Raw genomic sequence first — 25750 nt, 5'->3', positions numbered from 1 at the left:
GCTATCTGGGAGAGGCTTGGCCCATGACCGACCGAGATCACGAGATGGGAAACTGACATGGCCCGCGACGTGCAGATCACCGTCGACTGCGCCGACCCTGCGGGGTTGGCGGCGTTCTGGGCCGAGGCTCTCGGCTACCAGGTGCAGGGCCCACCCGGGAACTTCGAGTCGTGGGAGCAGGCGCTCGACGCGATGGGGGTGCCGCCGGAGAACCGCAACGACGCGTCGGCGGTGGTGGACCCCGAGGGGTCGCGACCACGCCTGTTCTTCCAACGGGTCCCCGAGACCAAGCAGGTCAAGAATCGCGTACACCTCGACGTGCGGGCCGCACCCGGGCTCGAGGGCGACGAGCGGATGGCGGCCCTGGAGAAGGAGGCCGAGCGGCTCGCCTCGTACGGCGCCACCCGACTCAGTCGCCACGAGCCCGCTCCCCCGCTGGGCGCCGGTCACCTGGTCATGGCCGACCCGGAGGGCAACGAGTTCTGCCTCGACTGAGCGGCCGTTCGCCCAGCTCACTGCCGTGCCCGCCGGGTGCCATGCGAACATGTGTACGTGTCGCCCGGCGCCAGCATCCTGCACGCCGACCTGGACGCCTTCTACGCGTCGGTCGAGCAGCGCGATGACCCGCGGCTGCGCGGCCGGCCGGTCATCGTCGGCGGAGGCGTGGTCCTCGCCGCCAGCTACGAGGCGAAGGCGCGGGGCGTCCGCAGCGCGATGGGCGGCCAGCAGGCGCGCCGGCTGTGTCCGGACGCGATCGTGGTGCCGCCCCGGATGGCGGCGTACACGGCGGCGAGCCGAGCGGTCTTCGAGATCTTCCGGCAGACCACGCCACTGGTCGAGGGGCTCTCCATCGACGAGGCGTTCCTGGACGTGGGCGGCCTGCGTCGGCTGGTCGGGCCACCGGCTGACATCGCCGCGCGGCTGCGTCGGGAGGTTCGTGAACGGGTCCACCTACCGATCACGGTGGGTGTGGCCCGCACGAAGTTCCTGGCGAAGGTGGCCAGCGGGGTGGCCAAACCGGACGGGCTGCTGGTGGTCGCACCGGACGCCGAGGTGGCGTTCCTGCACCCGCTGCCGGTCGAGCGGCTGTGGGGCGTCGGCCCGGTCACCTCCGCGAAGCTGCGGGAGCATCGGATTCGTACCGTCGGCGAGGTGGCGCGGCTCGGCGAGGCCGCGTTGGTGTCGCTGCTCGGGTCCGGCGCCGGGCGGCACCTGCACGCCCTGGCGCACAACCGTGACCCGCGCGCGGTGCAGGTCGGTCGGCGACGCGGCTCGATGGGCGCTCAACACGCGTTGAGCCGTACCCCGCATGCACCGGCGGAACTGGACGCCATCCTCGCCGGTCTGGTCGACCGGGTCACCCGCCGGATGCGGGCGGCCGGGCGGTCCGGACGCACTGTGGTACTGCGGCTGCGCTTCGGCGACTACAGCCGGGCGACCCGCTCGCACACCATCGGCAAGGCGACCGCGGACACGACTCCGCTGCTCGCCGCCGCGCGCGCCTTGCTGCGGTCGGCCCAGCCCGAGATCGACAGTCGTGGTGTCACGCTGATCGGTGTCTCGGTGGGCAATCTGGACGACAGTCCAGTGCAGCCGGAGCTGCCGTTCCACCGCGACCCGGGCGCGGAGCTGGACGCCGCGGTGGACGCGGTCCGCGACCGGTTCGGCTCGACGGCGCTCACCCGCGCGGTGCTGCTCGGCCGGGAGCCGGGCGTCGAGATGCCACTGCTGCCGGATTGACCGATCTGCGTGCGGTGTCCACGCGAGGGGTTGCGACCGGAGACACATCACAGCAGGTCGGCGGTTTAGCCAGCGACTGACGGGTGACCCTTGAGGGGTACAGCCTGACAAGGGGGACCAGCATGTCCGACGACACCAGCAACCGAGTGAGCCGTAGCGCCGAGCGCCCGCACGACGTGACCGACCCGCTGCTCTGGCAGTTGGCGGTCGACGTGCTGAGCGCCCACGAGCCGGACGACGAGGACCACTGCCGCAACCTGCAGTGCGCCGGGCAGGCCTGGCCGTGCGCCGCCCGCCAGGGCGCCGAGCACTCACTGCGCCTGTCCCGCGGTGCCTCTGACGCCGTCGAGTTGACGATCGACGGCGGGACCGACCAGGTGGCGGCCTCTCGCTGGGGTCGCAATGCCGGCCCGGTGGCGTCGCGTCGAGCGCCGAAGGCGTCCGCCTCGGCGGCGTGACCCGAAGCCGGCCCGACCACCCGGGCTGACCAGCACCGTACACACGAACGCTCGGCCGGTGACCCGGCCGAGCGTTCGTGTGCGGACGGTCAGAGGCTGAGCTTCTGCCCCGGGAAGATCAGACCGGGGTCGGTCCCGATCAGCTGCCGGTTGTGCTGGTACAGCGCCTGCCAGCCGCCGGACACCTGGTGCGCGTCGGCGATCTCCGAGAGCGTGTCGCCCGGCTTGACCAGGTACGTCTGGCCGCCTGCCGGCGGCGCGGTGCGTTCGTGGCTACGGGTCGCCGGCTGCTCGCCGCGCGACGACCGCTCGGTGGGCTTCCCGGTGGACTTCGTCGACGACTTCGTGGCGGGCTTGGTCGACTTCGTGGCCGAGCCGCCCGACGAGCCGCCCTTCTTGCCGCAGGTCGGCCACGCGCCGATGCCCTGCCCGTCGAGCACCTTCTCGGCGATGGCGATCTGCTCGCCGCGGCTGGCCAGGTCGGCGCGGGCGGCGTACTTCTTGCCGCCGTAAGCGGCCCAGGTGCTCTGCGAGAACTGCAGACCGCCGTAGTAGCCGTTGCCGGTATTGATCTTCCAGTTTCCGCCGGACTCGCACTGGGCGATCGCGTCCCAGTTGACCGCGGCCTGCGCCGGGGCGGTCGGGCCGAAGAGGGCGACGGCGCCGGTGACCGCGCCGACGGCCAGGGTGCCGACGGCGAGACGGCGGGTGGTGACCCGTCGATGACGGGGCGTGTAGACAGACGTCATGTGAGCTTCCTCCACGCCGGCGAGGTGAGCTGTCGGGTTCGGGCCGAGGAGCCCGGCCGCGCGGTGGCGGCTTCACCCCGAGGTGACGTGCACCGAGGAACGTGGGTCCCCCGCTCCTGCCCGGGTGACTGGGTTCCGACGGCCGGGGGCAGGATTAGGCGTTGCCGGCCGTGGTGTCCGCAGTGGCGAACCCGACCGACGTTAGGCACGGTCGGTGACGATCGCCCAACCCCTGTGAAGTTCTTCACCGGGGTACGCGGGGCGCCGCCCGCAGCGGTTGCGGCTGGTCGGACACTGTGCAGGGATCACAGTGGACCGTTTCGGATCAGGCGTCGTGAAGGAACATGACCACGGGGCGGCGCAGCGGATCGACGTGTCGCTCGCCAGAAAATCGACGTGTCCGTTGGCGATCGGAAACTCGACGCCGGACGCCGGATCGGCCGGCGGGCCCCTGGTAGGGCGGCCCGCCGGCCGGAGGGTCGACCGTCTACAGAGTGCGCGCCAGCCGGTCGGCGAGCGTCCGGGTGAAGCGGGCCGGGTCGGTCAGCTCACCGCCCTCGGCGAGCACCGCCAGGCCGTAGAGCAGCTCGGCGGTCTCGGTCAGGGCGGCGGTGTCGCTGCCCTGCTCGTGGGCCTTGCGCAGCCCGGAGACCAGCGGGTGACCGGGGTTGATCTCCAGGATCCGCTTGGTCGGAGGCACCTCGTGCCCCATCGCCCGGTACATCTTCTCCAGGGTCGGAGTGAGGTCGTGGGCGTCGCCGACGACGCAGGCCGGTGAGGTGGTCAGTCGGGACGACAGCCGGACCTCCCGGACGCTGTCGCTCAGGGTGGTACCCAGCCAGTCGAGCAGGGTCGCGAACTCCTGTCGCTGCTGCTCGCGCTCGGCCTCTGCCTGCTTCTTCTCCTCGTCGGTGTCCAGGTCGATCTCGCCCTTGGCGATCGACCGCAGCGGCCGGCCGTCGTACGCGCCGACCCGCTCGACCCACACCTCGTCGACCTGGTCGGTCAGCAGCAGCACCTCGTGGCCCTTGGCCCGGAACGCCTCCAGGTGCGGAGAGTTCTCGATGGCGGCCCGGGACTCGCCGGTGGCGTACCAGATGTCGCTCTGCCCGTCCTTCATCCGTGCCACGTAGCCGGCCAGGTCGGTCGGCTCGGTCGCGTCGTGGGTGGAGGCCACCGACAGGATGTCCAGCAGGGTGTCGCGGTTGTCGGTGTCGTCGATCAGCCCTTCCTTGACCACCGCGCCGAACTCGGTCCAGAAGGTGCGGTAGCGCTCGGCGTGGTTGGCCTTGAGGTCCTTGACCGTGGCGAGGATCTTCTTGACCAGCCGGCGGCGGACGATCTGGATCTGCCGGTCCTGCTGGAGGATCTCCCGGGAGATGTTCAGCGACAGGTCGTGCGCGTCGACCACGCCCTTGACGAAGCGCAGGTAGGTCGGGACGAGCGCCTCGCAGTCGTCCATGATGAAGACGCGCTTGACGTAGAGCTGGACGCCTCGGCGGCCCTGTGGGGAGAACAGGTCCAGCGGGGCGTGGCTGGGCAGGAAGAGCAGCGCCTCGTACTCGAAGGTGCCCTCGCCCTTCATGTGCACGACCTCGAGCGGGTCGGCCCAGTCGTGGCTGACGTGCTTGTAGAACTCGTTGTACTCGGCGGCGTCGACCTCGTCACGGGGCCGCGCCCAGAGCGCCTTCATCGAGTTGAGCGTCTGCACCTCGCTGGTGGCCGCCTCGCCGTCGGCGCCGGGGCGCTCGACGGTCATCCGGATCGGCCAGGCGATGAAGTCGGAGTAGCGCTTGACGATGTCGCGGACGGTCCACTCGGCGGTGTAGTCGTGCAGGTTGTCCTCGGTGTCGGCCGGCTTGAGGTGCAGGGTCACCGTGGTGCCCTGCGGTGCCTCGTCCACCGCCTCGATCGAGTACGTGCCCTCGCCGGTGGACTCCCAGCGGGTGCCGCCGGTCTCGCCGGCCTTGCGGGTCAGCAGGGTGACCCGGTCGGCGACCATGAACGCCGCGTAGAAGCCGACGCCGAACTGACCGATCAGGTCCTGTGAGGCGCGGGCGTCGGCGGATTCGCGCAGTTGGCGCAGCAGCTCGGCGGTGCCCGACTTGGCGATGGTGCCGATCAACTGGACGACCTCGTCGCGGGTCATCCCGATGCCGTTGTCGCGCACGCTGAGGGTGCGGGCCTCCTTGTCGACCTCGAGCGTCACGTGCAGGTCGTCGGTGTCGGCGACGAGGTCCTTGTCGACGAGCGTGGCCAGTCGCAACTTGTCCAGTGCGTCGGACGCGTTCGAGATGAGCTCCCGCAGGAAGACGTCCTTGTTCGAATAGATCGAGTGGACCACCAACTGGAGGAGCTGACGCGCCTCGGCCTGGAACTCCAACGTTTCGGCCTGGTTGCTCACACCGTCTCCCATCTCGGCTCGTGCGGGGTTTCGCGGAAAGGATACGAGCAGTCACCGGCCGGGGTGCTGCCGCATCCGGGTCGCATTCCCGATTGAGGGGGGTGCCGCTGTGACCTAGCTGACTTTGGTTAACAGAAGTCAGGTGGGATAGCGTGACCGCCATGAAGATCTCTGGAAGCACCGCCCTCGTCACCGGCGCCAACCGTGGCTTCGGCCGCCACCTGGCCGCCGAACTCCTCGCCCGCGGCGCCACCGTCTACGCCGGTGCCCGCAACCCGGACAGCGTGGACCTGCCCGGCGTGACGCCGGTGCGCCTGGACATCACCGACCCGACCTCGGTGGCCGCCGCCGCCGAGCTGGCCGGGGACGTGACCCTGCTGGTCAACAACGCCGGCATCGACACCGGCACCGATCTCCTCGACGGCGACCTGGGCCTCGTCCGGCAGGAGCTGGAGACCCACTACCTCGGCACCCTGTCGATGGTCCGGGCGTTCGCTCCGATCATCGCCGGCAACGGTGGCGGGACGATCCTCAACGTGCTCTCCGCGCTGTCCTGGATCAACTTCCCGAAGCACGGGGCCTACGGCGCCGCCAAGTCCGCCGAGTGGGCGATGACCAACGCGCTGCGCGTCCAGCTCGCCGAGCGGGGCGTCCGGGTCGCCAGCCTGCACGTCGGCTACATGGACACCGACATGGCCGCGACGGTGACCAGCCCGAAGTCCGACCCGGCGGTGATCGCCCGACTCGGGGTGGACGGCATCGAAGCCGACGCGTACGAGATCGTCACCGACCAGACCAGCCGGCAGGTGCAGGCCGGGCTGGCCGGCGGCGTGGCCACGCTCTACCCGCAGCTTCCCTGACCCACGACGCCGCGTCGGCAGGACGGGCCGCCGCCGGTTCGACCGGCGGCGGCCCGTCCTCGTCGGTACGCGGTCAGCCCGCCCGCAACGCCACGTCGTCGGTCACGAAGCTGGTCTGCCGCGACGGGTCCTCGGTGCCGGTGAGCCGAGGGTCAGATGCCCGAGACACCTACAGATACCGACGCATTGGGCATCGGTCGTTCGTCCTGTACCGCCGCCGGTTCGACGGTGGGTACCGGCGTCGGCACAGATGAGTAGAGGTGCCAGGATGGGTAGGTAATGCCAGCAGGGGTCGTCGGGCCCGGAACGGGGGCTTGCGATGGGGCCGGGTCGAGCGTGACACGACCCAGCATTGACCTGTTCAGCGGCGGCGGCGACACCGGTCGGCTGATGGCGGCGCTGGACTGGGCCCGCACGCCGCTCGGCTCGGTCGACGGATGGCCGCAGAGCCTGCGCGCCGCGGTCCGGCTGGTCCTGTCCTCCCGGTACCCCATGCTGCTGCTCTGGGGCGAGGAGTTCTCCCAGCTCTACAACGACGCGTATTCCACCCTGATCGGTGACAAGCACCCCGCCGCGCTCGGCGACGATGTGCGGGTGACCCTGGCCGAGGGCTGGGACGTGCTCGCCCCGCTGATCCAGCAGGCCATGACCACCGGGGTGGCCAGTTGGGTCCCCGCCCTCCAGCTACTGCTGGAACGAGCCGGCTACCGCGAGGAGGCGTACTTCAGCGTCTCGCACGCCCCGGCCCGCGACGACGACGGCCGCACCGTCGGCGTGTTCACCGTGTGCAGCGAGGTCACCGAGCAGGTGGTCGACGAACGTCGGCTGCGGTTGTTGCGCGACCTGTCCGTTCTCGGTGATGGTCGCGCCGTCGGCGTGGACGCGACCGGCGCACGGCTGATCGACGCGATGGGCGGTCACCCGCTGGACGTTCCGTTCGCCGCCATCTACCTACGCGACGGGGCGTCCCTGCGGCGGCTCGCCCACACCGGCGGCGACCAGGGCGCGCTGCCGGACACCGTCGACCTGCTCGACCCGGGCTCGGTCGCCCGCGCCTGGGGGCTGCCGGACGCCGCCGAGGGTCGTCCGGTCCAGGTGTCCGACGTCGCCGACCGGATGCCACTGCCCGCCGGCGCGTGGGACGACCCGGCCCACACCGCTCTGGCGCTGCCGCTGCCCTCCGGCGACGAGGACCAGCCGCTGGGTGTCCTGCTGGCCGGGGTCAGCCCCAGCCGAAGGCTCGACGAGGCGTACCGGTCCTTCCACCAACTCCTTGCGCAGCAGACGTCCCTGGCACTGCGCAACGCGCAGGAGTACGAGGAGGAGCGGCGCCGGACCGAGGCGCTGGCCGAGCTGGATCGGGTGAAGACCGACTTCTTCGCCAACGTCAGCCACGAGTTCCGCACCCCGTTGACCCTCATGCTCGGCCCACTGGCCGACGCCCTCACCGACGCCACCGCACCCCTGGCACCCGTGCAGCGCGAGCGGGTGGAGACCGCGTGGCGCAACGCCACCCGGCTGCTGACGCTTGTCAACAGCCTGCTCACCTTCTCCAGCCTGGAAGCCGGTCGCGCTCGCAGCGATGCCCGGATGGTCGACCTGTCCGCGCTCACCGCGGAACTCGCCGGCGTGTTCCGGGCCGCCGTCGAGCGGGCCGGGCTGACCCTGGAGGTGGTCTGCCCGCCGCTGCCACAGCCGGTCACGATCGACCCGGTCAACTGGGAGCGCATCGTCACCAACCTGCTGTCCAACGCCCTGAAGTACACGTTCATCGGCCGGATCCGGGTCAGCCTGGACGCCGACGACGACGAGGTACGTCTCACCGTCGCGGACACCGGCATCGGCATCGGCGAGCAGGACCTGCCGAAACTCTTCGAACGCTTCCACCGGGTGCGGGGCACGCGCTCGCGCAGTCACGAGGGCACGGGCATCGGCCTGGCCCTGGTGCACGAGTTGGCCCGGTTGGAGGGTGGCGAGGTCCGGGTGACCAGCCAGGTGGGCGTCGGCAGCACGTTCACCGTGGTGCTGCCCTGGTCGGTGACACGCCGTAGCACGGTGACCGGACCGCCGGTGGACCGGCGGGGTGACGCGGCGCGTGCCGCCGCCGAGGAGGCGGCCGGTTGGCTCGCCGAGGCGAGCGACAGTCCGATCGAGCCCGAGCACGCCTCCGGGCCGTACGTGGACGAGCTGGCCGGCGCACGAATCCTCGTCGCCGACGACAACACCGACATGCGGGCCTACCTCAGCCGGCTCCTCAGCGGGCAGGGCTGGCGGGTACGCGCCGTCACCGACGGCCGGCAGGCCCTCGACGAGGTCCGCCGCGAACGGCCCGACCTGGTCCTCACCGACGTGATGATGCCGGTGCTGGACGGTTTCGACCTGCTGCGCCGGCTCCGCGCCGACCCGGTGACCCGGGCGCTGCCCGTGTTGGTGTTGTCCGCCCGCGCCGGCGACGAGGCCAGCGTGGAAGGGCTGAGCCTGGGCGCCGACGACTACCTGGTGAAGCCCTTCGCCGCGACCGAGCTGATCGCCCGGGTCCGGGCTGCCATCCGGCGGGCCCGTGACCGCGACGACACGGCCGGGACGGGGACTGTCGACGCCCCACCGGCACGGTCCGGAACGGGGGTCGGGGAGCTGGCGGCCGAGACGGCGGGGCCGTCGACGGACGTGCCCGCGAGCATCACCGGCCGGCCGGGGACCGACGCGTCAGTGCGCGATGTTCCGGCCGACCCCCACGGATCGGGCGATGTTCTGGACACCGGCTGGACGTACCCGTCCGAACCGACCTCGGCGGCGGTGATGCGCCGGGATGTCCGACGGACGCTGCGCGACCTCACTGTCGACCCGGACGTGCTGGAGGATCTGCTGCTGGCCGCGTCCGAGGCGGTGAACAACGCCGTCGAGCACGCACAGCGGCCCAGCCGTCCGGAAGTGCGGGTACGGGTCCAGGTGGGTGACGGTCTGGTCCGGATCTCGGTGCGGGACTTCGGCACCTGGCGGGACCGGCGACCGGCCATGGACCGGGGCCGCGGCGCGCTGCTGATGAACGCCTACGGCGACGTGCGGCTGGTCTCCACCGTCGACGGGACGACGGTGACCATCGAGCGTCGGCTGGACGACCCGGCCTGAGTGACCCACCTCGGCTGACCAGCCGGCGGCGTCAGAGTCGGCCACCGGCGGCGTCGCGGGCGACGATGCCGTCGAGCCGCTCCCCCGGGGTCAGCGTGGTCGGCTCGAACCAGAAGATCACTACCTGCTTGTCGACACTCCACCGCGCCAGGCGGGCATCGACCTGCCGCCCGTCCACCATGCCGGTGATGCGGTGGGCCGGGCCGACGAAGTAGCCGAAGGTGGGCACCGACGCGGCCGACGCGCGCTCGTCGTAACCGATCTGATGGAACCCGGGGCTGCGGTCAGCCCCCGCCACGTCGTTGACCAGGATGTCCGTGGTCAGCATGCCGTCCGGGAGGCGACGACCGGCGGCCAGCCCGATGGTCACCTTCGGCTCGCCGGGCACGGACACCCGGACGACGTAGTACACCCGCTGGTCGGCGCCGTGGCGCACCTTGCTGTCGATCACCTGGCCCAGCGGCTTCGGCGAGGGCACGTCGCCGCCGATTGTCGGCGGCGGTGAGGTGGGCTCCAACGAGCTCGCCGGCGTCGGCGAGGCACCGGCCGGTGGCGGAGCGGCGGCGGCCGGCGGTGGACGATCGGGCGTCGACGGCTCGCCCGTGCGGGCGTCGACGGCCACCATGACGACGACGGCGGCCAGCCCGGCGGCGAGCGTCGCCGCCCCGGCTCCGGCGACCCGCCGACGGGTACGCAACCGTCGGCCGTCGCGCATCACGGCGGCCAGGTCGAGGACCATGCCGGGGCGTTCGGTGGCCCGCATGGCGTGGCGGAGCTGCTCCAGCTCGCTCATCGGCGCGCCTCCTCGTCGGCGTGCCGCGGCGCCGCGGCGCGTAGTTTCTCCAGGGCCCGTGAGCTGGTGCTCTTGACAGTGCCCACGGATACGGCGAGTTCCCGGGCCACCTGCGCCTCCGGTAGGTCGAAGTAGTAGCGCAACACGACGATGGCCCGCTCCCGAGGGCTGAGCGCGCCGAGGATGCTGATCAGCCAGCGCCGGGTGGCGACCCCGTCGGCCACGTCCGCGCTCCGCTGCTCCGGCACCTCGCCGGTCGCGTACTCCCGCATCGGCCGCCGCCACCCGTCCACCAGATGGTTGACCAGGGTGCGACGGGCGTACCCGTAGGCGTCGTCGTCGTGGATCCGCGACCACGACGCGTAGGTGCGGGCCAGGGCGGTCTGCGCGGCGTCCTCGGCCAGGTGGTGGTCGCCGGTCATCAGGAACGCGGCGTGCACGAGTCGCGCGGACGCCGCCCGCGCGAACTCGACGAACTCGGCGTCGCCCCGCGCCACCGTGAACCTCCCCCGTGCCACACCGCTATGGACGGGTCAGGTCGGCGAAAGGTTGAGCGGTGGGTCACATCAACTTTTCGCCACGGTCACCCGTCTTCTCCTCCGCGCCGCCGCCGAGCGCCGCGCGAGGGGAGAGACATGTCGACGAAGGTTACCCACCGATGGCGTTCCGCCTCGGCGACGCTGCTACTCGTGGTGGCGCTGCTCACCGGTTGCGGGCTGCCAGCCGCCGGGCGGCCCGCGAACGATCCCGTCGCCGCCGGACCATCGCCCGACGGGCACCTCGCGCCGGTCGCCACCGGCGGGCCGACCGGGGTCGTCGACGTGGTTCCCAGTTCCGTGCCTGCCGTCCCGATCAGCTACCCCGCCTCCGGCGGGAACCGCTGGGCGACAGCGCCCGGCGAGACCGCACCGGTGCGGACCGGCCGTGGCACCCTGCTGCGGTACCGGGTAGCCGTGGAGCGCGACATCCGCGGCCTACCGGTGGCGGACATCGCCACGGCGGTCACCGCGACCCTGAACGATCCGCGCGGTTGGACCGCCGGCGGGGCCTGGCGACTGCGCCGGGTGGGAGCCGACGATCCGACCGACTTCACCATCTACCTGGCCACTCCCGGCACCCGCGACACCCTCTGCCAGGACCAGCCGGAGGGCTACACCTCGTGCCGTAACGGTGGTCGGGTGGTGCTCAACGTGGCGCGTTGGGTCAAGGGCGTGCCCGGGTACGGGGCGAGCCTGGCCACCTACCGGGAGTACATGGTCAACCATGAGGTGGGGCACAAACTCGGGTTCGGTCACGAACGGTGCCCCGGTCGGGGCCGACCCGCGCCGGTGATGCAGCAACAGACGTTGGGGCTGCACGGTTGCGCCGCGAACGCCTGGCCTTACCCGCAGGGCAAGGTCCGCTACAGCGGGCCGGTCGGGGCGTACGACGACGAGATCCCGCGCCGCGAGGGCGCCTATTCCGCGCACTGACCCCGATCGGTCGGAGGCGATGCCTCAGGTGCGGCGGCCACGTTCCTGCTCCAGCCGCTCGTCCAGCCGGCCCAACTCGTAGACGGCGTTCAGGCTGGTCGGCAGGCGGCTGACGTTGCCCGGCCCGGGACTGGGACCGGGATCGGGATCGGGAGTGGGGGCGGGGGCGGGGGCCGGGGCGGGGGCGGGGGCGGACATCGACGCGGCGGCGGGAGCGGACGGCCGGCGGCGCAGGACCAGCAGTGCCAGCACCGCCAGGACGCCCAGGAGCAGCAGGTAGGAGACGGGCGGCCACCTGTCGCGGGTGGAGTTGGCCGGCGGCGCGGCGACCGGAGCGGGGGCGTCAGCGTCGCGCACCGGCACCTCGGCCTGGCCGCCGCCCGTGCTCTCACCACCGCCGGGGCGGACGGGCGGGGCGGGTGCCGCCGGAGGTCGGGCAGCGGCAGATGACACAGCGGGCGGGGTGGTCGCGACGGGCACCGCGGAACCGGGCCGGGGGGTGGACGACGGCGGGCCGGGTGTGGACGACGGGGTCGGCGTGACGCTCGGCGGGCGGTCGCCGTCCAGCAGGTCGTCGACGATCCGGCCGACACCGCCGAGGAGTTCGCCGACCGGACCCGGGGTGGCCGACGGCGACGGTGTGGGCGCGAGGGCGAGGGTCAGCACGAGGGCGACGACGGCAGGCACGACGGCCACCTCCGGTGTGTCGATGTGCCAGGCACCGTATCGCATCGTGGGATCGGGTGGGTGACCCTGCCACGCCGGAGGCGGGGACGTGTTGCGCGTCCCCGCCTCGGCGTCTCCCGTGGTCAGACCGGCAGGCCGCCGACCTGGGTCGAGATCCACGATCGGATCGAGGGCAGGTCGACGTAGATGGACGGGCCGGTGGCGCAGGTGGAGTTGTTGTTGCCGGCCCGGCTGGTCGCGCCGATCAGGTTCCACACCCCGTTGACGCGACGCACCTGCGGGCCACCGGAGTCCCCGTAGCAGGCGCCGGAGTTGCCGTTGGTGTTGTTGGTGCAGATCTCGTACGGGCCGTTGATGCCGGAGCACCGGCTGTCGGCCACGATGGACGTGTCCAGCTCGTTGGCGACCGCCGGGGCGGAGCCGCAGCCCCGGGGTGCGCAGGTCTGGCCCCAACCGATGATCCGGGTGGCCGTGCCGACCGCGCCGGAGGTGCTCGGGATCGGTGCCGGGGCGTAGGTGACCGAGCTGGCCAGTTGCAGCAGCTTTACGTCGACGCTCGGATGGTTGACCGCCCGGGTCACCCGCACCACGGTGCCGCCGCTGGTGCGGTTGATGCTGCCCACCCGCACCGAGGACGGCGTCGAGCAGTGTTTGGCGGTGACCGCCCAGTTGCCCTTGATCAGGGTGCCGGTGCAGCCGGAGACGTACACCATGAAGGGGTAGTTCTCCGAGGCCGGACGGCCGCCGACCACCAACGGCTCGATGTCGGAGGCGCCGTCCCAGGTGTACGTGGTGCTCGCCGGTGCGGCCAGGCTGCCGGCGAACAGCGAATTCACCCGGCTCGCCTCGGCGGAGCTGGGGTTCGCGTTGCGGCAGGAGACCGGTGCGCTGCTGCCGGACATCAGGTCGGAGCAGAGGCCGGTACGCCGGTCCGGCAGGCCCAGGATGTGACCGAGTTCGTGGGCGGCGATGCGGTTGCGGTCGTAGCCCTGGTTGACGGCCGTACGGCCCATCCAGATCCGTCCCGATCCGAGGCCGGTCGGCTGCGCCCGGGGCCAGCCGTCGTCGACGTAGATGGTGATGCTGGCCGGAGTGCCGGCCAGCAACCGGACGTTGCTGACCCGACTGTTCCAGATCTGGGCGGCCTGGTCGAAGTTGGTGCGGAACTCGCCGGTCCGGCTGGCGTCGTAGTAGACGGTTCGGACGGCGGCGGCCGGCGCTCCGGTGGTGAGCTGCACCCCGGCTGCCGCCAGGGTCGCCGCGAGCATGGCCAGCGCCACGCGTCGCAGTTGTCGTCGGAACATCACGCGCTCCCCTGCGATCGTCCGGCGACCATCGGCCACCGGTCATTGACATATGTCGATGTTAGGCCGTGAGCGGTCGACAACTGTCATAGCGGAAGCGTCATACCGGCGTGGTCGACGGCCGTTACCCAGCGACCACACCGCAGCGAACGCCGCGCCGGCGCGGGTGCTGTACACCGGCAGGGGCTAGACGAACAGCATCAGCAGAAGGGGGACGGCGGCCAACGGCGCCAGGCACAGGGCACCTATCCGCACCCAGGACGGCAGGTCGACTCTGAGCGCCAGCACGAAGGCCACGATGGCGTAGCCGCCCGCCAGCACCGAGGTCGACAACACGGCCAACGGCTCCGGCCCGCAGTCCGACTGGTCCACCACGAAGGGGGGCCGGCAGGGCTCGGACGGAGCCAGGGACACAACGATCGACAGGCCAGACAGGCACAGTATCGGCAGCAGCGGAACCGCCAGCAGCGCGAGCGCGACAAGCACCCTGACGCCGGCGCTGCGCTGCGGTGTGGTCTCGCGCTCGGGCCTGTCGGCGCCGTCACTACTCGTCCGGTCGTTCACCGTCGCCCCCGCGGTGCCCAGGCATCCGGTGGCTCGCAGGACCGCCGGAGTCCATCATCGACACCGCCATCGTAGGGCAACGACGACATGCCGAGGTCGACCAGCACTGCCCCCCGCCCCCCACCTCGTCGATCATGGAGTTGTGGTGGTGACATACCGGGCAACGGTTCCTACAACGGGCACCACGAGTCCATGATCGACGAGGTGGGGGGCGGGGCGACGGGTTTGACTAGGCCTCGTCGGTCAGGTGCCAGACCTCGCGCATCGGAGCCCACCAGTCGCCCGAGCCGGGCTCGGCGATCGACTCCTGACACGGGTCGGTCAGCTTCCACCACTCCTGCGTCTGCGGATCGGCGGCGATGAACCGCAGGTCGGCCTCGTAGTCGTCACCGACGTACTCGTAGTAGCCGAACAGCAGGTCGCCGTGAAGAAAGATGGTGTAGTTGCGGAAGTTGGCGTCGCGCAGCGTCTGCTCGACGCTCGGCCAGACCTCGGCGTGCAGCCGCAGGTAGGTCTCCCGCTGGTCCGGGCGAAGTCGGATCACGCAGCCATGACGTTGCACGTCGTGCCCTTTCGTGGGAACTGGTCGAGGGGGTGCCGAAATCATCCGACCTTAGCGGTTGGACGGTGCTTCGCCGAGAGGCTGCCTGGCCTCTGGGATCAACCGGCCGCGCAGCATGGCGACGGGTCCACCGTCAGGTGCGGGAAGGCCGCGTGCTGGCGGTCGAGGACGACGCCTCCATCCGGGAGGTCACCGCCCTCGGGCTGGGCCGCGACGGCTTCCGGGTCTGACCGCCCCGCCCGAGCGGTTGTTAACCCGATGCGTCATCCATTTATCGACGACGACGTGCGGCCCTGACGGCTACCCGACAGCACCCCGTTCTCGGGCCCACCAACGACGCCGAGCCGGTCACGCGGTGAAAGCGCAGGTCAAACGAGGTGGGGTCGATGCGAACGTCGCCGACACGCCGCTAGCGGAAGGCGCGTCGGGCCGGACCGGACGGCCGCGCCCGTGACCTTCGAGATTGACCGGGACAGCTCTGTTTGCAAACGTGAGCGCGTCGTTGCACACAGTCACATTCGCTGTTCAGGGCTGCGGCACCCGGGCGGTACTGACGTCGCACCGGTCGCCGCGACAGCCTTCACCATCCCTCACAGAGCGGAGATTCATCATGTCCGGTGGCAGCCTTCCCCGTACCGGTATGGGCGTCGTCACGATCGGCGGCGCGGCCGGTGTCGGCAGCTACGCCCTCCCCCTGCCGCTGACCATCGCCATCACCGGAGCGACAGCCGTCGTCATCGGCTTCCTCATGATCCGGATGACGTTCCGTCGTAAGCAGTCGGTCGGCCAGTGACCGCGAGCGTCACGAGGGGTCGTGTCCTGTTCGCCGCGGCAGTCGTCCTGGCTGCCGCGGCGGCGTGGGCCGCCCATCACGTCCTCGCCGTGATCGGTGCCCTCGACGGAGGCGGTCACCGGTTCACCTTCGCGTACGCCGCCATGTTCCTGCTGCTGATCTGGCAGCTCGGCACCTCCTACCTGGAGAAGCCCGCAGTGGTCACCGACCGGATGCAGGGGCACCTCGACGCTCTGCACGTGGTGGGTATCGTGCCGGCGTACAACGAGGATCCGGCCGCGCTGCGGGCCTGCCTCGAATCCATGATCTTCCAGACCCGCAGACCGAACACCATCTACGTGGTGGACGACGGGTCGAAGCTGACCGAGGGCTACCAGCCGATCAAGCGGTGGTTCCTTGACGTCGCACCCGTACACGGCATCATCGCCGCCTGGCACATCCAGCCCAATGCCGGTAAACGGCACGCCCAGGCCGCCGCGGTGCGGTCGACACCGGGAGCCGACGTCTACTGGACGGTGGACTCGGACACCATCTCGGACCCGAAAGCCCTGCGGGAACTGTTGAAGCCCTTCGCCGATCCGGCGGTGCAGTCCGTCGCAGGAGTGGTGATGGCCGCGAACGTCCGCAGCAGCTTCCTCACCCGGTTCACCGACCTGTGGCTGGTGACCGGGCAGCTCACCGACCGGTCGTCGTTGTCGGTGTTCGGGTGCGTGTGGGTCAACTCGGGCCCGATCGCCGCCTACCGGGCCGCGGTGGTCCGCGACAACCTCGGGGCGTATCTGACGGAGACGTTCTTCGGCCGGCGCGTGCCCTTCTCCGACGACTCCCTGCTCACCCTCTTCGCCATGGTGCGGGGCCGCACCGTGCAGCAGCCGTCGGCGTTCGCGTTCTCCCTCATGCCGGAGAACGCCGGGCACTTCTGCCGGATGTTCCTACGCTGGATGCGCGGCAGCTTCATCAGAACCTGGTGGCGCGTCCGGTACCTGTCGTTGCTCTCCATCGCGTGGTGGCTGCACCTGCTGCGCTGGGCGGCCACGGTGGTGGCAACTGTGCTGTTCGTGGCGGTGGCGATCCTGTCGCCGATCATCGACCCCGATCCGCGGGCGATCCCGTGGCTGGTGGCGGTGCCGTTGATCGTCGGGTACGGGCAGGCGCTCCGGTACCTGACGGTGCGGCGCTCGGACCAGTCGACGGCCTACCAGTGGGGCACCTGGCTCCTCACGCCCGTCGCGGTGGTGTTCGCCCTGGTCGTACTCCGGGCGATCCGCTGGTACGGCATCGCCACCTGCTGGCGCACCGGCTGGGGCACCCGCAAGAAGGTGGAAGTGGTGCTGAGCTCCTGACCGCACGACCGACGCCCCGCGAAACGTGGTCGTTTCGCCAGCCCGGTGCGACGCAACTCACGAAAGCCTGCGGGTCCGGGCAATCGCGAACTAGTGTCAGTACGACATCGTTTCGCGGGGAGGGCTTCGAGGATGCTGGGTGGTCAGCAGGTGGGCGCGGGTGCCGGGGTGCCGGCCGCTCGTGGTCCACGCTGCACCGACACCGACCTGTTCGCCGTCGTCATCGACCTGCTGCGCGAGGTCGGCTACGACCGGATGACCATCGACTCCGTCGCCGCTCGCGCCCACGTCAGCAAGGCCACCATCTACCGGCGTTGGGACGGCAAGGCCGAACTGGTCGTCGCCGCCCTGCGCGACCGGCACGTGGGGGTGCACAACCCGCCCGACACCGGCTCTCTGCGCGGTGACCTGATCGAGTTGCTGCGCGCCACGGCGGCGATCTGTGTGGCCGACTGCGACCTCATGCAGGCGTTGACGTTCGCGATGCGGACCAACCCCGAGCTGGAACGCCTGGTGCGCCACCAGGTGCTGCCGGCCGGGCGGGTGGCCAGCACCGCCATCCTGGTCCGTGCCGCCGCCCGGGGGGAGATCCCACCGGAGGCCGGCGAGCGCGAGTTGTTCCACGATCTGGCGCCCGCGCTCACCCTGTCCCGCATCGTCGCGCACGGCCTACCCGCCGACGACGCGTTCCTCACCCAGGTCGTCGACCAGGTGCTGATCCCGGTTCTCCGCTACCAGCACGACCGCCCGTCCCAGGCCTGATCTCCCTAGACATTCGCAACACGGAAGGCTTCACCATGTCCGGAACCACCTCGACCGCCCCCGGCGCGCCCGGCGCCGGGACGTCGACAGGAGCGCCGCACCCGCGACGCTGGATCGCGCTGGCGGTCATCGCGGTCTCGCAGCTGATGGTCGTCCTCGACGCCACCATCGTGAACATCGCGCTGCCGCAGGCCCAGGTCGACCTGGGCATCACCGACGCGAACCGGCAGTGGGTGGTCACCGCCTACACGCTGGCGTTCGGCGGGCTACTGCTGCTCGGCGGCCGGATCGCCGACTACTGGGGGCGCAAGCGCACCTTCCTGGTCGGTATGACCGGTTTCGCGCTCGCCTCCGCGCTGGGCGGCCTCGCCACCACCGGCGGGATGCTCTTCGCCGCCCGCGCGTTGCAGGGCGCTTTTGGCGCGCTGCTCGCCCCGGCCGCGCTCGCGCTGCTCACCGTCCTTTTCACCGAGGCCACCGAGCGGGCCAAGGCCTTCGCGGTGTACGGCGCGATCGCCGGCGGTGGATCGGCGGTCGGTCTGCTGCTCGGCGGGGTGCTCACCGAGTACGCCGACTGGCGCTGGTGCCTGCTGGTCAACGTCCCGGTCGCCGCCGTGGCCATCGCCTTCGCGCTCCCGCTGGTGCCGGAGAGCCGGGCACACGGCAACACCCGCTACGACGTACCCGGCGCGATCGTGGTCACCGCCGGCCTGGTCTCCCTGGTCTACGGCTTCACGAAGGCCGCCGAGGACGGCTGGGACGCCACCGTGACGCTCGGCTTCATCGCCGCGGGCGTGGCGCTGCTCGCTGCCTTCGTGGTCATCGAGATGCGTTCCAGCCACCCGCTGCTGCCGCTGCGGATCATCCTGGACCGCAATCGGGGCGGTGCGTTCCTCACCTCGACGCTGATCGGCGCCGGCCTCTTCGGGGCGTTCCTGTTCCTGACCTTCTACTTCCAGGTGGTGCTGCAGTACAAGCCCCTGGAGGCCGGGCTCGCGTCGCTGCCGGTCACCGCCGGTGTGCTGATCGCCGCGGGCGGCGCCAGCCAGCTGATGCCCCGGTTGGGTGCCAAGCCGCTGATGGTCGCCGGTTCGGCGCTCGCCGCCGTGGGCATGCTCGTGCTGACCCAGATCGACGTGAACACGTCGTTCCTCACCCACCTGCTGCCCGCCCAGGTCATCCTGGGCCTGGGCCTGGGCTTCACCTTCGTCCCGCTGTCCAGCCTGGCACTGGTCGGGGTGCCGGAGCACGACGCCGGCGCGGCCAGCGCGACGCTCAACGCCACCCAGCAGGTCGGTGGCTCGCTGGGCACCGCCTTGCTGAACACCTTCTACACCAGCGCGGTCGCCGCCTACCTGGTCGGCCGGGCTCCGAACCCGGTGAACCAGGTCGACGCACTGGTGCACGGCTACCGGGTGGCGTTCGCCTGGGGCGCGGTGCTGATCGTGCTCGCCGGCCTGGCCACCCTGGTCCTGGTGAAGGTGCGCAAGGAGGACATCCCGACCGGCAGCACCGTGCACATGGGCTGAGCTGACCGACGCGCCGCCGGCCGGACCACCCCGTCCTGGGGCGGACCGGCCGGCGGGCCACATCCGGTAACGTCCCGACCAACGTCGAAAGTCCGTTTGAGGAGATCCATGTCGACCACTGCTGACCAGATCCTCACCGCTCTGCGTGCGGGCCACGAGGAGCTCGCCGCGCTCGTGCGGGACCTCAAGGAGGACGACCTGCTCCGCCCGTCGGGTGCCAGCGAGTGGCAGGTGTCGCAGGTGCTGAGCCACCTGGGCAGCGGTGCCGAGATCAACCTCGCGGCGCTGGAAGCCGCCCGCACCGGCGCGCCCGGTCCGGACGGGGACTTCAACCGCGGCGTGTGGGCCCGCTGGGACGCGATGTCGCCGGCCGAGCACGCCGCCGGGTTCCTCGCGGCCAACGAGCGGCTGGTCGAGGCGTACGAGGCGTTGGACGCCGAGACCCGGGCGGCGCTGCGGATCGACCTCGGCTTCCTGCCGGAACCGGTCGACGTGGCCACCGCGGGCCGCTTCCGGCTCAGCGAGTTCGCGCTGCACCAGTGGGATGCCGAGGTGGCGTTCAACCCGTTCGCCGCGGTGACGCCGGAGGCGGTGGCGCTGCTGCTCGACCAGATCGGCGGCATGCTGTCCTGGACCAGCCGGCCACAGGAGCTGGCCGGCCGGGAGGGCACCCTGCTGCTGCGCCTGCACGCGCCCGAGCGGACGTACGGGCTGCGGCTGGGCGAGCGGGTCGAGTTGACCGACGCGCCGGAGCAGCCCGACGGCGAGTTGACCGCGCCGGCCGAGGCGTGGTTGCGGCTGGCGGTCGGCCGGCTCGGTCCCGCGTACACCCCGGACGGGGTGCGGGTGACCGGCCCGGTGACCCTGGACGACCTGCGCCGGGTCTTCGCCGGCTTCTGACCGGCGGCCGTGCGGGCCGGTCTCCGGCCCGCACGGCACGTCAGCCCTTCACGCAGACCACCTGCTTGAGGTGCGCGACCACCTCGACCAGGTCCTCCTGCTGGGCCATCACCTCGGTGATGTCCTTGTACGCGCCGGGGATCTCGTCGACCACCCCGGCGTCCTTGCGGCACTCCACCCCGGCGGTCTGCACGGCCAGGTCGTCCGTGCTGAACGTCCGCTTCGCCTGCGCCCGCGACATCCGCCGCCCGGCCCCGTGCGAGGCCGAGCAGTAAGCGTCCGGGTTACCCCGGCCCCGCACGATGTACGACCCGGTGCCCATCGAACCGGGGATGATGCCCAGGTCACCCCGACCGGCCCGGATCGCTCCCTTGCGGGTGACCAGCACCTCCACCCCGTCGTAGCTCTCCTCGGAGACGTAGTTGTGGTGGCAACTGATGGGCTCGTCGTAGGAGACCTGCGGGAAGTGCTCGCGCACCACACCGCAGAGCACGGCCAGCATGACGGCCCGGTTGCGCCGGGCGTACTCCTGCGCCCACCACAGATCCCGCCGGTACGCGTCCATCTCCGGTGTGCCGGCGAGGAACACCGCCAGGTCCCGGTCGGGCAGGTCGGCGTTGTGCGGCAGGCCCCGGGCCACCCCGATGTGCCGCTCGGCCAGTTCCTTGCCGATGTTGCGCGACCCGGAGTGCAGCATCAGCCAGACCCGGTCCTCGTCGGCGCCGCCCTGCTCCAGGCAGACCTCGATGAAGTGGTTGCCGCCGCCGAGCGTCCCGAGCTGCCGCTGCGCCCGCGTCTCCAGCTGCGCCACCCGCCGGTCCAGGCCGGCGAACCGGCCCCAGAAGTCGTCCCAGCCGGCCTGCTCCAGGCCACGGACCCGACGGATGTCGACCGGGTTCTGCCGCTGGGCGAAGCCGACCGGGATGGTGGCCTCGATCGCCGAACGCAGCGCGGCCAGGTCGTCCGGGAGGTCGGCGGCGGTCAGCGAGGTGCGGACCGCCGACATCCCGCAGCCGATGTCGACGCCGACCGCGGCCGGTGAGACGGCCTGCCGCATCGCGATGACCGAACCGACCGTGGCGCCCTTACCGAAGTGCACGTCGGGCATGACGGCGACGCCCTGCACCCAGGGCAGCGCGCCGATGTTGCGCAGTTGCGTGGCGGCGTGCGCCTCGATGGCGTACGGGTCGGTCCAGACCCGGACCGGGGCCCGGGTGCCGGCGAGAGGGGTGAATCCCATGGTGGTTTCCTTCTGTCGTGCGGGTGACCGTTATTGATCATGCGCCGGTCGCCGGTGATCCGGCAGCGATACGTGGATACGAGAAGGCCGCCCGATCCCGATGGGAGGGGCGGCCGGCGGACGCTTCGGCGTCGGCGTCAGCCGCGCGACCCCGGCTCGGTGCCCCGCAGTGGGCTACAGGCATTGGCCCTGGCTTTGGTGAGCCGACAACCGCCGGCAGGAAGCAGTCGCCGGGCGATGTCGGTGCGGACGCGTCGCGACATGGCGTGCTCCCTTCGGTGGATCGGTTGACCTTGCACCGCTGACAGTAGGAGGGCGGCGGCGAGTCCGCAATGGATATCGCCGCCCGAGTGTGGCCGGCTGGGCCGGTGGGTGGCTCAGGTGTCGTAACAGCCGTCCCAGGGCGGGTCGAAGCCGAGGTCGTCGGGGAGGAATTCGGCGTGGTCGGCGCCGTCGTACTCGTGGGACCAGTCGACCAGACCGAAGATGTGCCCGCCGACCTCGACCTGGAACAGCCGGATGGCGATGTCGGCGAACTCCCGACCGGGCAACGCGTCCAACCACTCGGCGAGGCGTGCCTCGGCCCGGTCGATGGAGGCGTCCTCGTCCTCGCTGGTGCCGGCGAACCAGATGTCCGAGTCGACGTGTGTGCCGTCGGCGTCGAAGCGGTGCAGCACCGCGTACCACCGCTTGTGGCGGTACCAGTCGTCTTCGGCTCCGGCACCGTCCTCGATGGTGGCGGTGACGGAGCCGAAGAACTGACCCTTGTCGTAGTGGCCGATCGTGCGGGTGCGGTAGTCGGGCTCGTGCGCGATCGGCACCAGGTCGGGAATCGCCATGGCCGCGAGGCTACAGCGGAGTTATGACAGGGGCACCAGTCGGAAGGACTGCGCGGCGGTCCCGTTGCAGGTGTACTGGATGAGCTGGACACTGTCCGCGGTGGACGCTCCCGGCACGTCGAGGCACTTGCCGCTGAGCCGGTTGACCAGGCGGTAGTAGCCGCCACCCTCGGATTCGGCCCGCCACTGCTGGTTGTTGCCGCCGGTGTAGTTCCAGAGCTGGATCGGCGCGGAGTCGGCTGTCGACACGTTTGTCACGTCGAGCACCTGGGCGCTGTTGTTGCGATTGTTGACCCGCAGGAAACCGCCGCTGGTCGGCCCGAACTGGTACTGCTGGGCGGCGCTGTTGTTGCAGGTGTACTGCTGGATGGCGGTGCCGTTCGCGCTGGCGGCGGCCCGGGCGTCCACGCACTTGCCGCTGCCCCGGTTGACCACCGTGTGCCAGGCGGTCGGCGAGATGCCGTCGGACGGCGGGGGCGTCGTCGGGGGTGTGGTGCTGACGCCGGCGAGCCAGTGCAGGCCGTCGATCAGCAGTTGGTTCTGCTGCGGGCTGTCGAAGGTGGACGACAGGCCGGTCTTGGTGCTGTAGTTCATCGCGTTGTGGCCGAAGTTGGCGTACAGCATCTTGTACTGCCGGTTGCTCCAGACGAGCGGGTAGTAGCCGCCGTACCAGGACTGGTTGGGGTCGGTGCCGACCGGGAAGCTGGACGGGTCGACCGAGGCGAGGATGTCGATGTTGGGGTTCTGCCGCAGGTCGTTGCTCCAGGAGTACCACTCGCTGATCGACGAGGGGAACGTCGCGGGCAGGTTGCGGGTCGCGGCGTGGGTGCGGTTGTCGACGCGCATCGTGACCCGGGTGGGCCCCCACGTGTTGGTCTGGAATGAACCGCTGCCGAGGAAGGTGTTGTAGTACCAGCTCCAGCTCGACGGGTTGGTGGTGAACGCGCTGACGTGGAAGCCCAGCCATCCCCCGCCGTTCTGCACGTACTGCTGGAACGCGGCCCGCTGCGCGGCGGGCGGCGCGTCGTCCAGGAACATGACGACCTTGTACTGGGCCAGGTTCGCGGTGTTCAGCAGACCCCAGTTGTTGGTGGCCTCCCAGGAGAAGCCGTGCTGGGCTGCGGCCTGCGGGAACCAGGCCCGGGCGTCCTTGACGAAGTCGATGTGCGCGTCGTCCCAGGTGCCGTTGTAGAAGGCCAGGACCTTGAACGTCGGGGCGGCCTGCGCGGATCGCGAGGCGCTGACCGCGACACCGGCGGTCAACGCGACGACAAGGGCCACGAACAACGACAGGATCCGTCTGGTACGCGTGGAGAGTTCTGCGATCACCTGATCGTCCCTTCGGTGGGGACGCGCGCCGCCGCGTCGGGGTGCATCTGTTCACAAGGTTTACAGATAGACGAAAGGTTATTCCTCTCACCTGATCACGTCAATCGCCGATCGGCGGATCGGGTGGGATTCCTACGGCAACGGGTACCCCGGCCCGATGACCAGCCCGGATGCCGTCGACGTCGACCAGCCGCTCGCCGTGGACGCACCCGCCGCGCCGCACGACGCCAGCGGCGAACGGGTGCAGACCCGCGACCTGGCCGGCCTCGCGCCGCCGGCCCGGCCCGCGCGCCGCTGGACCCCCGGCCGGGTGGTGGCCACCCCGGCCGCGCTCGACCACCCCCACGGCCAACGGATCGTCGAACGGGTGCGGGAACTGGGCATCGAGGTGGAACACCTGAAATCCAACCGGCTCACCGGGGTACGGGGGCAGACCGACCGGGAGACGTACGCGCACGCCAAGTCGACCATGGCGATCGTGGTGAGCCCACCCTCGCGGCGCACCCTGCAACCGATCGCGCCCAGCGCCGACTGGCGGGTCGACCTGGCCGAGGGCTGCCCGGCGCACTGCCAGTACTGCTACCTGGCCGGTTCACTGTCCGGCCCACCCGTCACCCGGGTGTACGCGGACCTCGACGACATCCTGGCCGGGCTGAGCGCGTACGCCGGGCGCGGGACGGTGACCAGCCGCAACGCGCGGCGCGCCGACGAGGGCACCACGTTCGAGGCGTCCTGCTACACCGATCCGCTCGCGTTGGAGCACCTGACCGGCAGTTGGCGGCGGGCGGTGCAGCACTTCGCCGACTGGGACGCGCCGGTGCAGTTGCGCTGGACCACCAAGTACGCGGACGTGGGCACCTTCGTGGGGCTGCCGCACGCTGAACCGGACCCGGGTCCGGTTCAGCGTCAACTGCGCCCCGGTAGGCGAACGGTTCGAGGGCGGCACCGCCCGGGTGCCGGACCGCCTGGCCGCGCTGCGCCGACTCGCGCTCGACGGCTACCCGGTGGGGCTGACCATCGCGCCGATCATCGCGCTGCCCGACTGGCGGGAGGCCTACGGGGAGCTGCTCGACCAGGTCCGCGCGGCGGTCGACGGGGTCCCCGACCTGGACCTGACCGCCGAGCTGATCACCCACCGGTTCACCCCCGGCAGCAAGGAGGTGCTGCTCGGGTGGTACCCGCGCACCCGGCTGGAGATGGACGAGGAGTCCCGCACCCGCAAGCGCGGGAAGTTCGGCGCGGTGAAGTACGTCTACCCGCGCGACACGATGGCCGAGCTGCGTGGCTGGTTCACCGCCGAGCTGACCGCCCGGGTCCCGGCCTGCCGGATCCTCTACTGGACCTGAGATCAGCCGACCGACGATCGGGCGACCGGCGCGGCGAAGAACGTGTCCGGGTACGGCTCGTCGCGCAGGCTGTAGTGCCACCACTCGCGGTCGTAGTTGACGAACCCGGCGTCGGTCATCAGCCGCTGCAACAACCGTCGGTTGTCCCGAGGCGTGCCGGTGATGCGGGCGTCGGCGGTGTGCGCCCGGGAGTCGAAACAGTCGAAGCCCGTACCCATGTCGATGCTGTTGTCGGCGAAACGCTGCCCGTGCGGCGCGGTGCAGGCGACCAGCGGCTGCCCGACCCGGTACGGGGGCTGGCTGGCAGGCGGTTCCTCGACCAGGGTCAGGTCCATGGTGCTGCCTCGGCTGTGCGCGGTGGGCGCCCCGATGTACCCCTCGGCGAAGAGACGGTTCTTGGCCACGTCCGGGTAGAACTCGGCCTTGGTCTGCTGCTCGCCGGGACGCTTCGACCAGGCGACGAAGTCGTCCACCGCCGGCTGCGGGCGGTAGCAGTCGTACACCTTGAGACTGTGCCCACCAGCCAGCGCGGCGTCCTGCACGCGCCGCAGCGCCTCGGCGGCCTGCCGGGTGAGCAGGCACAGCGGCTCGTGGTAGCCGGTGATCGGGCGGCCGACGAAGTTGTGCGGTGTCGCGTACCGGATGTCGGCGTGGATGCGCGGGTCGACGTCGGTCAGCACCACGAACCCCGGCAGCCGCTCAGCGGGGGTCGGCGTGGGGGTGGGCCGCGCCTGAGTCGACTGCGGGGTGGCCGGCACCGGGCGGGGCTCGGGCCGCGCGCAGCCGCCCAGCAGCGCGGCGAGCACGAGCACGAGCACGACGCCGGCGCGATGACGCACCAGTCCTGTCTACCAGCCCCGGCCGGGGCCCCGCGCCGGATCAGCCGTGGACCAGGTCGGGAATGCGCGCCGGACGAGCAGCCAGTCATCCGTCGCCCCTGGTGCGAG

Annotated in this window: 25 protein-coding genes, 1 pseudogene and 1 riboswitch; of the genes and pseudogenes, 13 read left to right on the top strand and 13 right to left on the bottom strand. The window is 71.2% G+C overall.

The genetic code is table 11. The annotated features are described in order from the left end of the window. Positions 1-57: 57 nt before the first annotated feature. From O7614_RS15605 to O7614_RS15595, 3 genes are all read left to right on the top strand, one after another. Positions 58-495, top strand: a complete 438-nt coding sequence (locus O7614_RS15605; protein ID WP_278139186.1) for a VOC family protein — start codon at positions 58-60, stop codon at positions 493-495. Between the two features lie 57 nt (positions 496-552). Next, on the top strand, positions 553-1740 hold the full coding sequence (gene dinB, locus O7614_RS15600) for a DNA polymerase IV (RefSeq protein WP_278139185.1): 1188 nt from the start codon (positions 553-555) through the stop codon (positions 1738-1740). Positions 1741-1862: 122 nt separating this feature from the next. After that, positions 1863-2198, top strand: coding sequence for a hypothetical protein (locus O7614_RS15595; protein ID WP_278139184.1), 336 nt, complete (start codon positions 1863-1865; stop codon positions 2196-2198). An 89-nt stretch (positions 2199-2287) separates the two neighbouring features. Here the strand turns inward: O7614_RS15595 and O7614_RS15590 are convergent, their stop codons facing one another. Continuing rightward, the gene (locus tag O7614_RS15590) at positions 2288-2947 is read right to left on the bottom strand and encodes a transglycosylase family protein (RefSeq protein WP_278139183.1); all 660 of its coding nucleotides are present in this window, start codon (positions 2945-2947) and stop codon (positions 2288-2290) included. Beyond that, positions 2947-3118, bottom strand: a riboswitch (cyclic di-AMP (ydaO/yuaA leader). Its footprint overlaps the gene before it by 1 nt. Before the next feature lie 316 nt (positions 3119-3434). After that, positions 3435-5363: a molecular chaperone HtpG gene (htpG, locus tag O7614_RS15585; protein WP_278139182.1), complete on the bottom strand. Its 1929-nt coding sequence runs from the start codon at positions 5361-5363 to the stop codon at positions 3435-3437. Positions 5364-5512: 149 nt separating this feature from the next. Between htpG and O7614_RS15580 the strand changes: the two genes are divergently transcribed. Together O7614_RS15580 and O7614_RS15575 are read left to right on the top strand one after the other, a co-directional pair. Further along, positions 5513-6211 carry an SDR family oxidoreductase gene (locus tag O7614_RS15580; protein WP_278139181.1) on the top strand — a complete coding sequence of 233 codons (699 nt, stop codon included), beginning with the start codon at positions 5513-5515 and terminating at the stop codon, positions 6209-6211. A 336-nt stretch (positions 6212-6547) separates the two neighbouring features. Then, positions 6548-9340, top strand: coding sequence for an ATP-binding protein (locus O7614_RS15575; protein WP_278139180.1), 2793 nt, complete (start codon positions 6548-6550; stop codon positions 9338-9340). A gap of 31 nt (positions 9341-9371) precedes the next feature. Here O7614_RS15575 and O7614_RS15570 read toward each other — a convergent pair whose 3' ends face one another. Both O7614_RS15570 and O7614_RS15565 read right to left on the bottom strand, forming a co-directional pair. Beyond that, on the bottom strand, positions 9372-10133 hold the full coding sequence (locus tag O7614_RS15570; RefSeq protein ID WP_278139179.1) for a hypothetical protein: 762 nt from the start codon (positions 10131-10133) through the stop codon (positions 9372-9374). Beyond that, on the bottom strand, positions 10130-10630 hold the full coding sequence (locus O7614_RS15565) for a SigE family RNA polymerase sigma factor (RefSeq protein ID WP_278139178.1): 501 nt from the start codon (positions 10628-10630) through the stop codon (positions 10130-10132). Before O7614_RS15565 ends, O7614_RS15570 begins: the two co-directional genes overlap by 4 nt. A 138-nt stretch (positions 10631-10768) precedes the next feature. On the opposite strand from O7614_RS15565, the gene O7614_RS15560 reads away from it, so the two are divergent. Beyond that, entirely contained in the window at positions 10769-11605 is an 837-nt protein-coding gene (locus O7614_RS15560; RefSeq protein WP_278139177.1) for a DUF3152 domain-containing protein, read from the top strand. Between the two features lie 24 nt (positions 11606-11629). Here O7614_RS15560 and O7614_RS15555 read toward each other — a convergent pair whose 3' ends face one another. The 4 genes from O7614_RS15555 to O7614_RS15540 form a co-directional block, all read right to left on the bottom strand. Continuing rightward, positions 11630-12337 (bottom strand): hypothetical protein, encoded by a 708-nt coding sequence (locus O7614_RS15555; RefSeq protein ID WP_278139176.1) that lies wholly within the window; start codon positions 12335-12337, stop codon positions 11630-11632. A 77-nt stretch (positions 12338-12414) separates the two neighbouring features. After that, a complete protein-coding gene (locus O7614_RS15550; RefSeq protein ID WP_278139175.1) occupies positions 12415-13596 on the bottom strand; it encodes a snapalysin family zinc-dependent metalloprotease in 1182 nt (393 codons plus the stop codon). A 186-nt stretch (positions 13597-13782) separates the two neighbouring features. Continuing rightward, complete coding sequence (locus tag O7614_RS15545) at positions 13783-14160, bottom strand: hypothetical protein (RefSeq protein WP_278139174.1); 378 nt, start codon at positions 14158-14160, stop codon at positions 13783-13785. 229 nt (positions 14161-14389) lie between these two features. Next, positions 14390-14704 carry an L-rhamnose mutarotase gene (locus O7614_RS15540; RefSeq protein WP_278139173.1) on the bottom strand — a complete coding sequence of 105 codons (315 nt, stop codon included), beginning with the start codon at positions 14702-14704 and terminating at the stop codon, positions 14390-14392. A gap of 628 nt (positions 14705-15332) precedes the next feature. On the opposite strand from O7614_RS15540, the gene O7614_RS15535 reads away from it, so the two are divergent. The 5 genes from O7614_RS15535 to O7614_RS15515 all read left to right on the top strand — a co-directional run bounded on the left by O7614_RS15535 (position 15333) and on the right by O7614_RS15515 (position 20049). After that, positions 15333-15515 carry a hypothetical protein gene (locus tag O7614_RS15535; protein WP_278139172.1) on the top strand — a complete coding sequence of 61 codons (183 nt, stop codon included), beginning with the start codon at positions 15333-15335 and terminating at the stop codon, positions 15513-15515. Next, positions 15512-16858: a glycosyltransferase gene (locus O7614_RS15530; protein WP_278139171.1), complete on the top strand. Its 1347-nt coding sequence runs from the start codon at positions 15512-15514 to the stop codon at positions 16856-16858. The genes O7614_RS15535 and O7614_RS15530 overlap by 4 nt, the downstream gene beginning before the upstream one ends. A gap of 132 nt (positions 16859-16990) precedes the next feature. Continuing rightward, on the top strand, positions 16991-17620 hold the full coding sequence (locus O7614_RS15525; RefSeq protein ID WP_278139170.1) for a TetR/AcrR family transcriptional regulator: 630 nt from the start codon (positions 16991-16993) through the stop codon (positions 17618-17620). A 35-nt stretch (positions 17621-17655) separates the two neighbouring features. Further along, a complete protein-coding gene (locus O7614_RS15520; protein WP_278139169.1) occupies positions 17656-19149 on the top strand; it encodes an MFS transporter in 1494 nt (497 codons plus the stop codon). 108 nt (positions 19150-19257) lie between these two features. Then, entirely contained in the window at positions 19258-20049 is a 792-nt protein-coding gene (locus O7614_RS15515; RefSeq protein WP_278139168.1) for a maleylpyruvate isomerase family mycothiol-dependent enzyme, read from the top strand. A gap of 40 nt (positions 20050-20089) precedes the next feature. Here the strand turns inward: O7614_RS15515 and O7614_RS15510 are convergent, their stop codons facing one another. The 4 genes from O7614_RS15510 to O7614_RS15495 form a co-directional block, all read right to left on the bottom strand. Next, on the bottom strand, positions 20090-21289 hold the full coding sequence (locus O7614_RS15510; RefSeq protein WP_278139167.1) for an RtcB family protein: 1200 nt from the start codon (positions 21287-21289) through the stop codon (positions 20090-20092). 377 nt (positions 21290-21666) lie between these two features. Next, positions 21667-22128, bottom strand: coding sequence for a hypothetical protein (locus O7614_RS15505; RefSeq protein ID WP_278139166.1), 462 nt, complete (start codon positions 22126-22128; stop codon positions 21667-21669). A gap of 21 nt (positions 22129-22149) precedes the next feature. Continuing rightward, positions 22150-23457, bottom strand: coding sequence for a ThuA domain-containing protein (locus O7614_RS15500; RefSeq protein ID WP_278139165.1), 1308 nt, complete (start codon positions 23455-23457; stop codon positions 22150-22152). Between the two features lie 100 nt (positions 23458-23557). Continuing rightward, positions 23558-23914: a hypothetical protein gene (locus O7614_RS15495; RefSeq protein WP_278139164.1), complete on the bottom strand. Its 357-nt coding sequence runs from the start codon at positions 23912-23914 to the stop codon at positions 23558-23560. Here O7614_RS15495 and O7614_RS32235 point away from each other — a divergent pair. After that, positions 23813-24274 (top strand): annotated as a pseudogene (locus O7614_RS32235) (spore photoproduct lyase family protein); the annotation flags it as partial. The gene O7614_RS15495 and the pseudogene O7614_RS32235 sit on opposite strands and share 102 nt — an antisense overlap. A gap of 61 nt (positions 24275-24335) precedes the next feature. After that, the gene (locus O7614_RS15490) at positions 24336-24803 is read left to right on the top strand and encodes a spore photoproduct lyase family protein (RefSeq protein WP_347404402.1); all 468 of its coding nucleotides are present in this window, start codon (positions 24336-24338) and stop codon (positions 24801-24803) included. Positions 24804-24805: 2 nt separating this feature from the next. Here O7614_RS15490 and O7614_RS15485 read toward each other — a convergent pair whose 3' ends face one another. Further along, positions 24806-25642 (bottom strand): M15 family metallopeptidase, encoded by an 837-nt coding sequence (locus O7614_RS15485; protein WP_278139162.1) that lies wholly within the window; start codon positions 25640-25642, stop codon positions 24806-24808. Between the last annotated feature and the right edge of the window lie 108 nt (positions 25643-25750).

It is taken from the genome of Micromonospora sp. WMMD961 (genome assembly GCF_029626145.1).
Classification (GTDB): Bacteria; Actinomycetota; Actinomycetes; order Mycobacteriales; family Micromonosporaceae; genus Micromonospora.
The sequence above is the reverse complement of the archived record's forward strand: the minus strand, read 5'-3'. Positions and strand labels throughout refer to the sequence as shown.

Bases quoted from the DNA above. Each gene is read 5' to 3' on its own strand.
- O7614_RS15605 (WP_278139186.1), top strand. From the start codon at position 58: ATGGCCCGCGACGTGCAGATCACCGTCGACTGCGCCGACCCTGCGGGG.
- O7614_RS15595 (WP_278139184.1), top strand. From the start codon at position 1,863: ATGTCCGACGACACCAGCAACCGAGTGAGCCGTAGCGCCGAGCGCCCG.
- O7614_RS15590 (WP_278139183.1), bottom strand. From the start codon at position 2,947: ATGACGTCTGTCTACACGCCCCGTCATCGACGGGTCACCACCCGCCGT.
- htpG (WP_278139182.1), bottom strand. From the start codon at position 5,363: ATGGGAGACGGTGTGAGCAACCAGGCCGAAACGTTGGAGTTCCAGGCC.
- O7614_RS15580 (WP_278139181.1), top strand. From the start codon at position 5,513: ATGAAGATCTCTGGAAGCACCGCCCTCGTCACCGGCGCCAACCGTGGC.
- O7614_RS15570 (WP_278139179.1), bottom strand. From the start codon at position 10,133: ATGAGCGAGCTGGAGCAGCTCCGCCACGCCATGCGGGCCACCGAACGC.
- O7614_RS15560 (WP_278139177.1), top strand. From the start codon at position 10,769: ATGTCGACGAAGGTTACCCACCGATGGCGTTCCGCCTCGGCGACGCTG.
- O7614_RS15555 (WP_278139176.1), bottom strand. From the start codon at position 12,337: ATGCGATACGGTGCCTGGCACATCGACACACCGGAGGTGGCCGTCGTG.
- O7614_RS15550 (WP_278139175.1), bottom strand. From the start codon at position 13,596: ATGTTCCGACGACAACTGCGACGCGTGGCGCTGGCCATGCTCGCGGCG.
- O7614_RS15535 (WP_278139172.1), top strand. From the start codon at position 15,333: ATGTCCGGTGGCAGCCTTCCCCGTACCGGTATGGGCGTCGTCACGATC.
- O7614_RS15525 (WP_278139170.1), top strand. From the start codon at position 16,991: ATGCTGGGTGGTCAGCAGGTGGGCGCGGGTGCCGGGGTGCCGGCCGCT.
- O7614_RS15520 (WP_278139169.1), top strand. From the start codon at position 17,656: ATGTCCGGAACCACCTCGACCGCCCCCGGCGCGCCCGGCGCCGGGACG.
- O7614_RS15515 (WP_278139168.1), top strand. From the start codon at position 19,258: ATGTCGACCACTGCTGACCAGATCCTCACCGCTCTGCGTGCGGGCCAC.
- O7614_RS15510 (WP_278139167.1), bottom strand. From the start codon at position 21,289: ATGGGATTCACCCCTCTCGCCGGCACCCGGGCCCCGGTCCGGGTCTGG.
- O7614_RS15505 (WP_278139166.1), bottom strand. From the start codon at position 22,128: ATGGCGATTCCCGACCTGGTGCCGATCGCGCACGAGCCCGACTACCGC.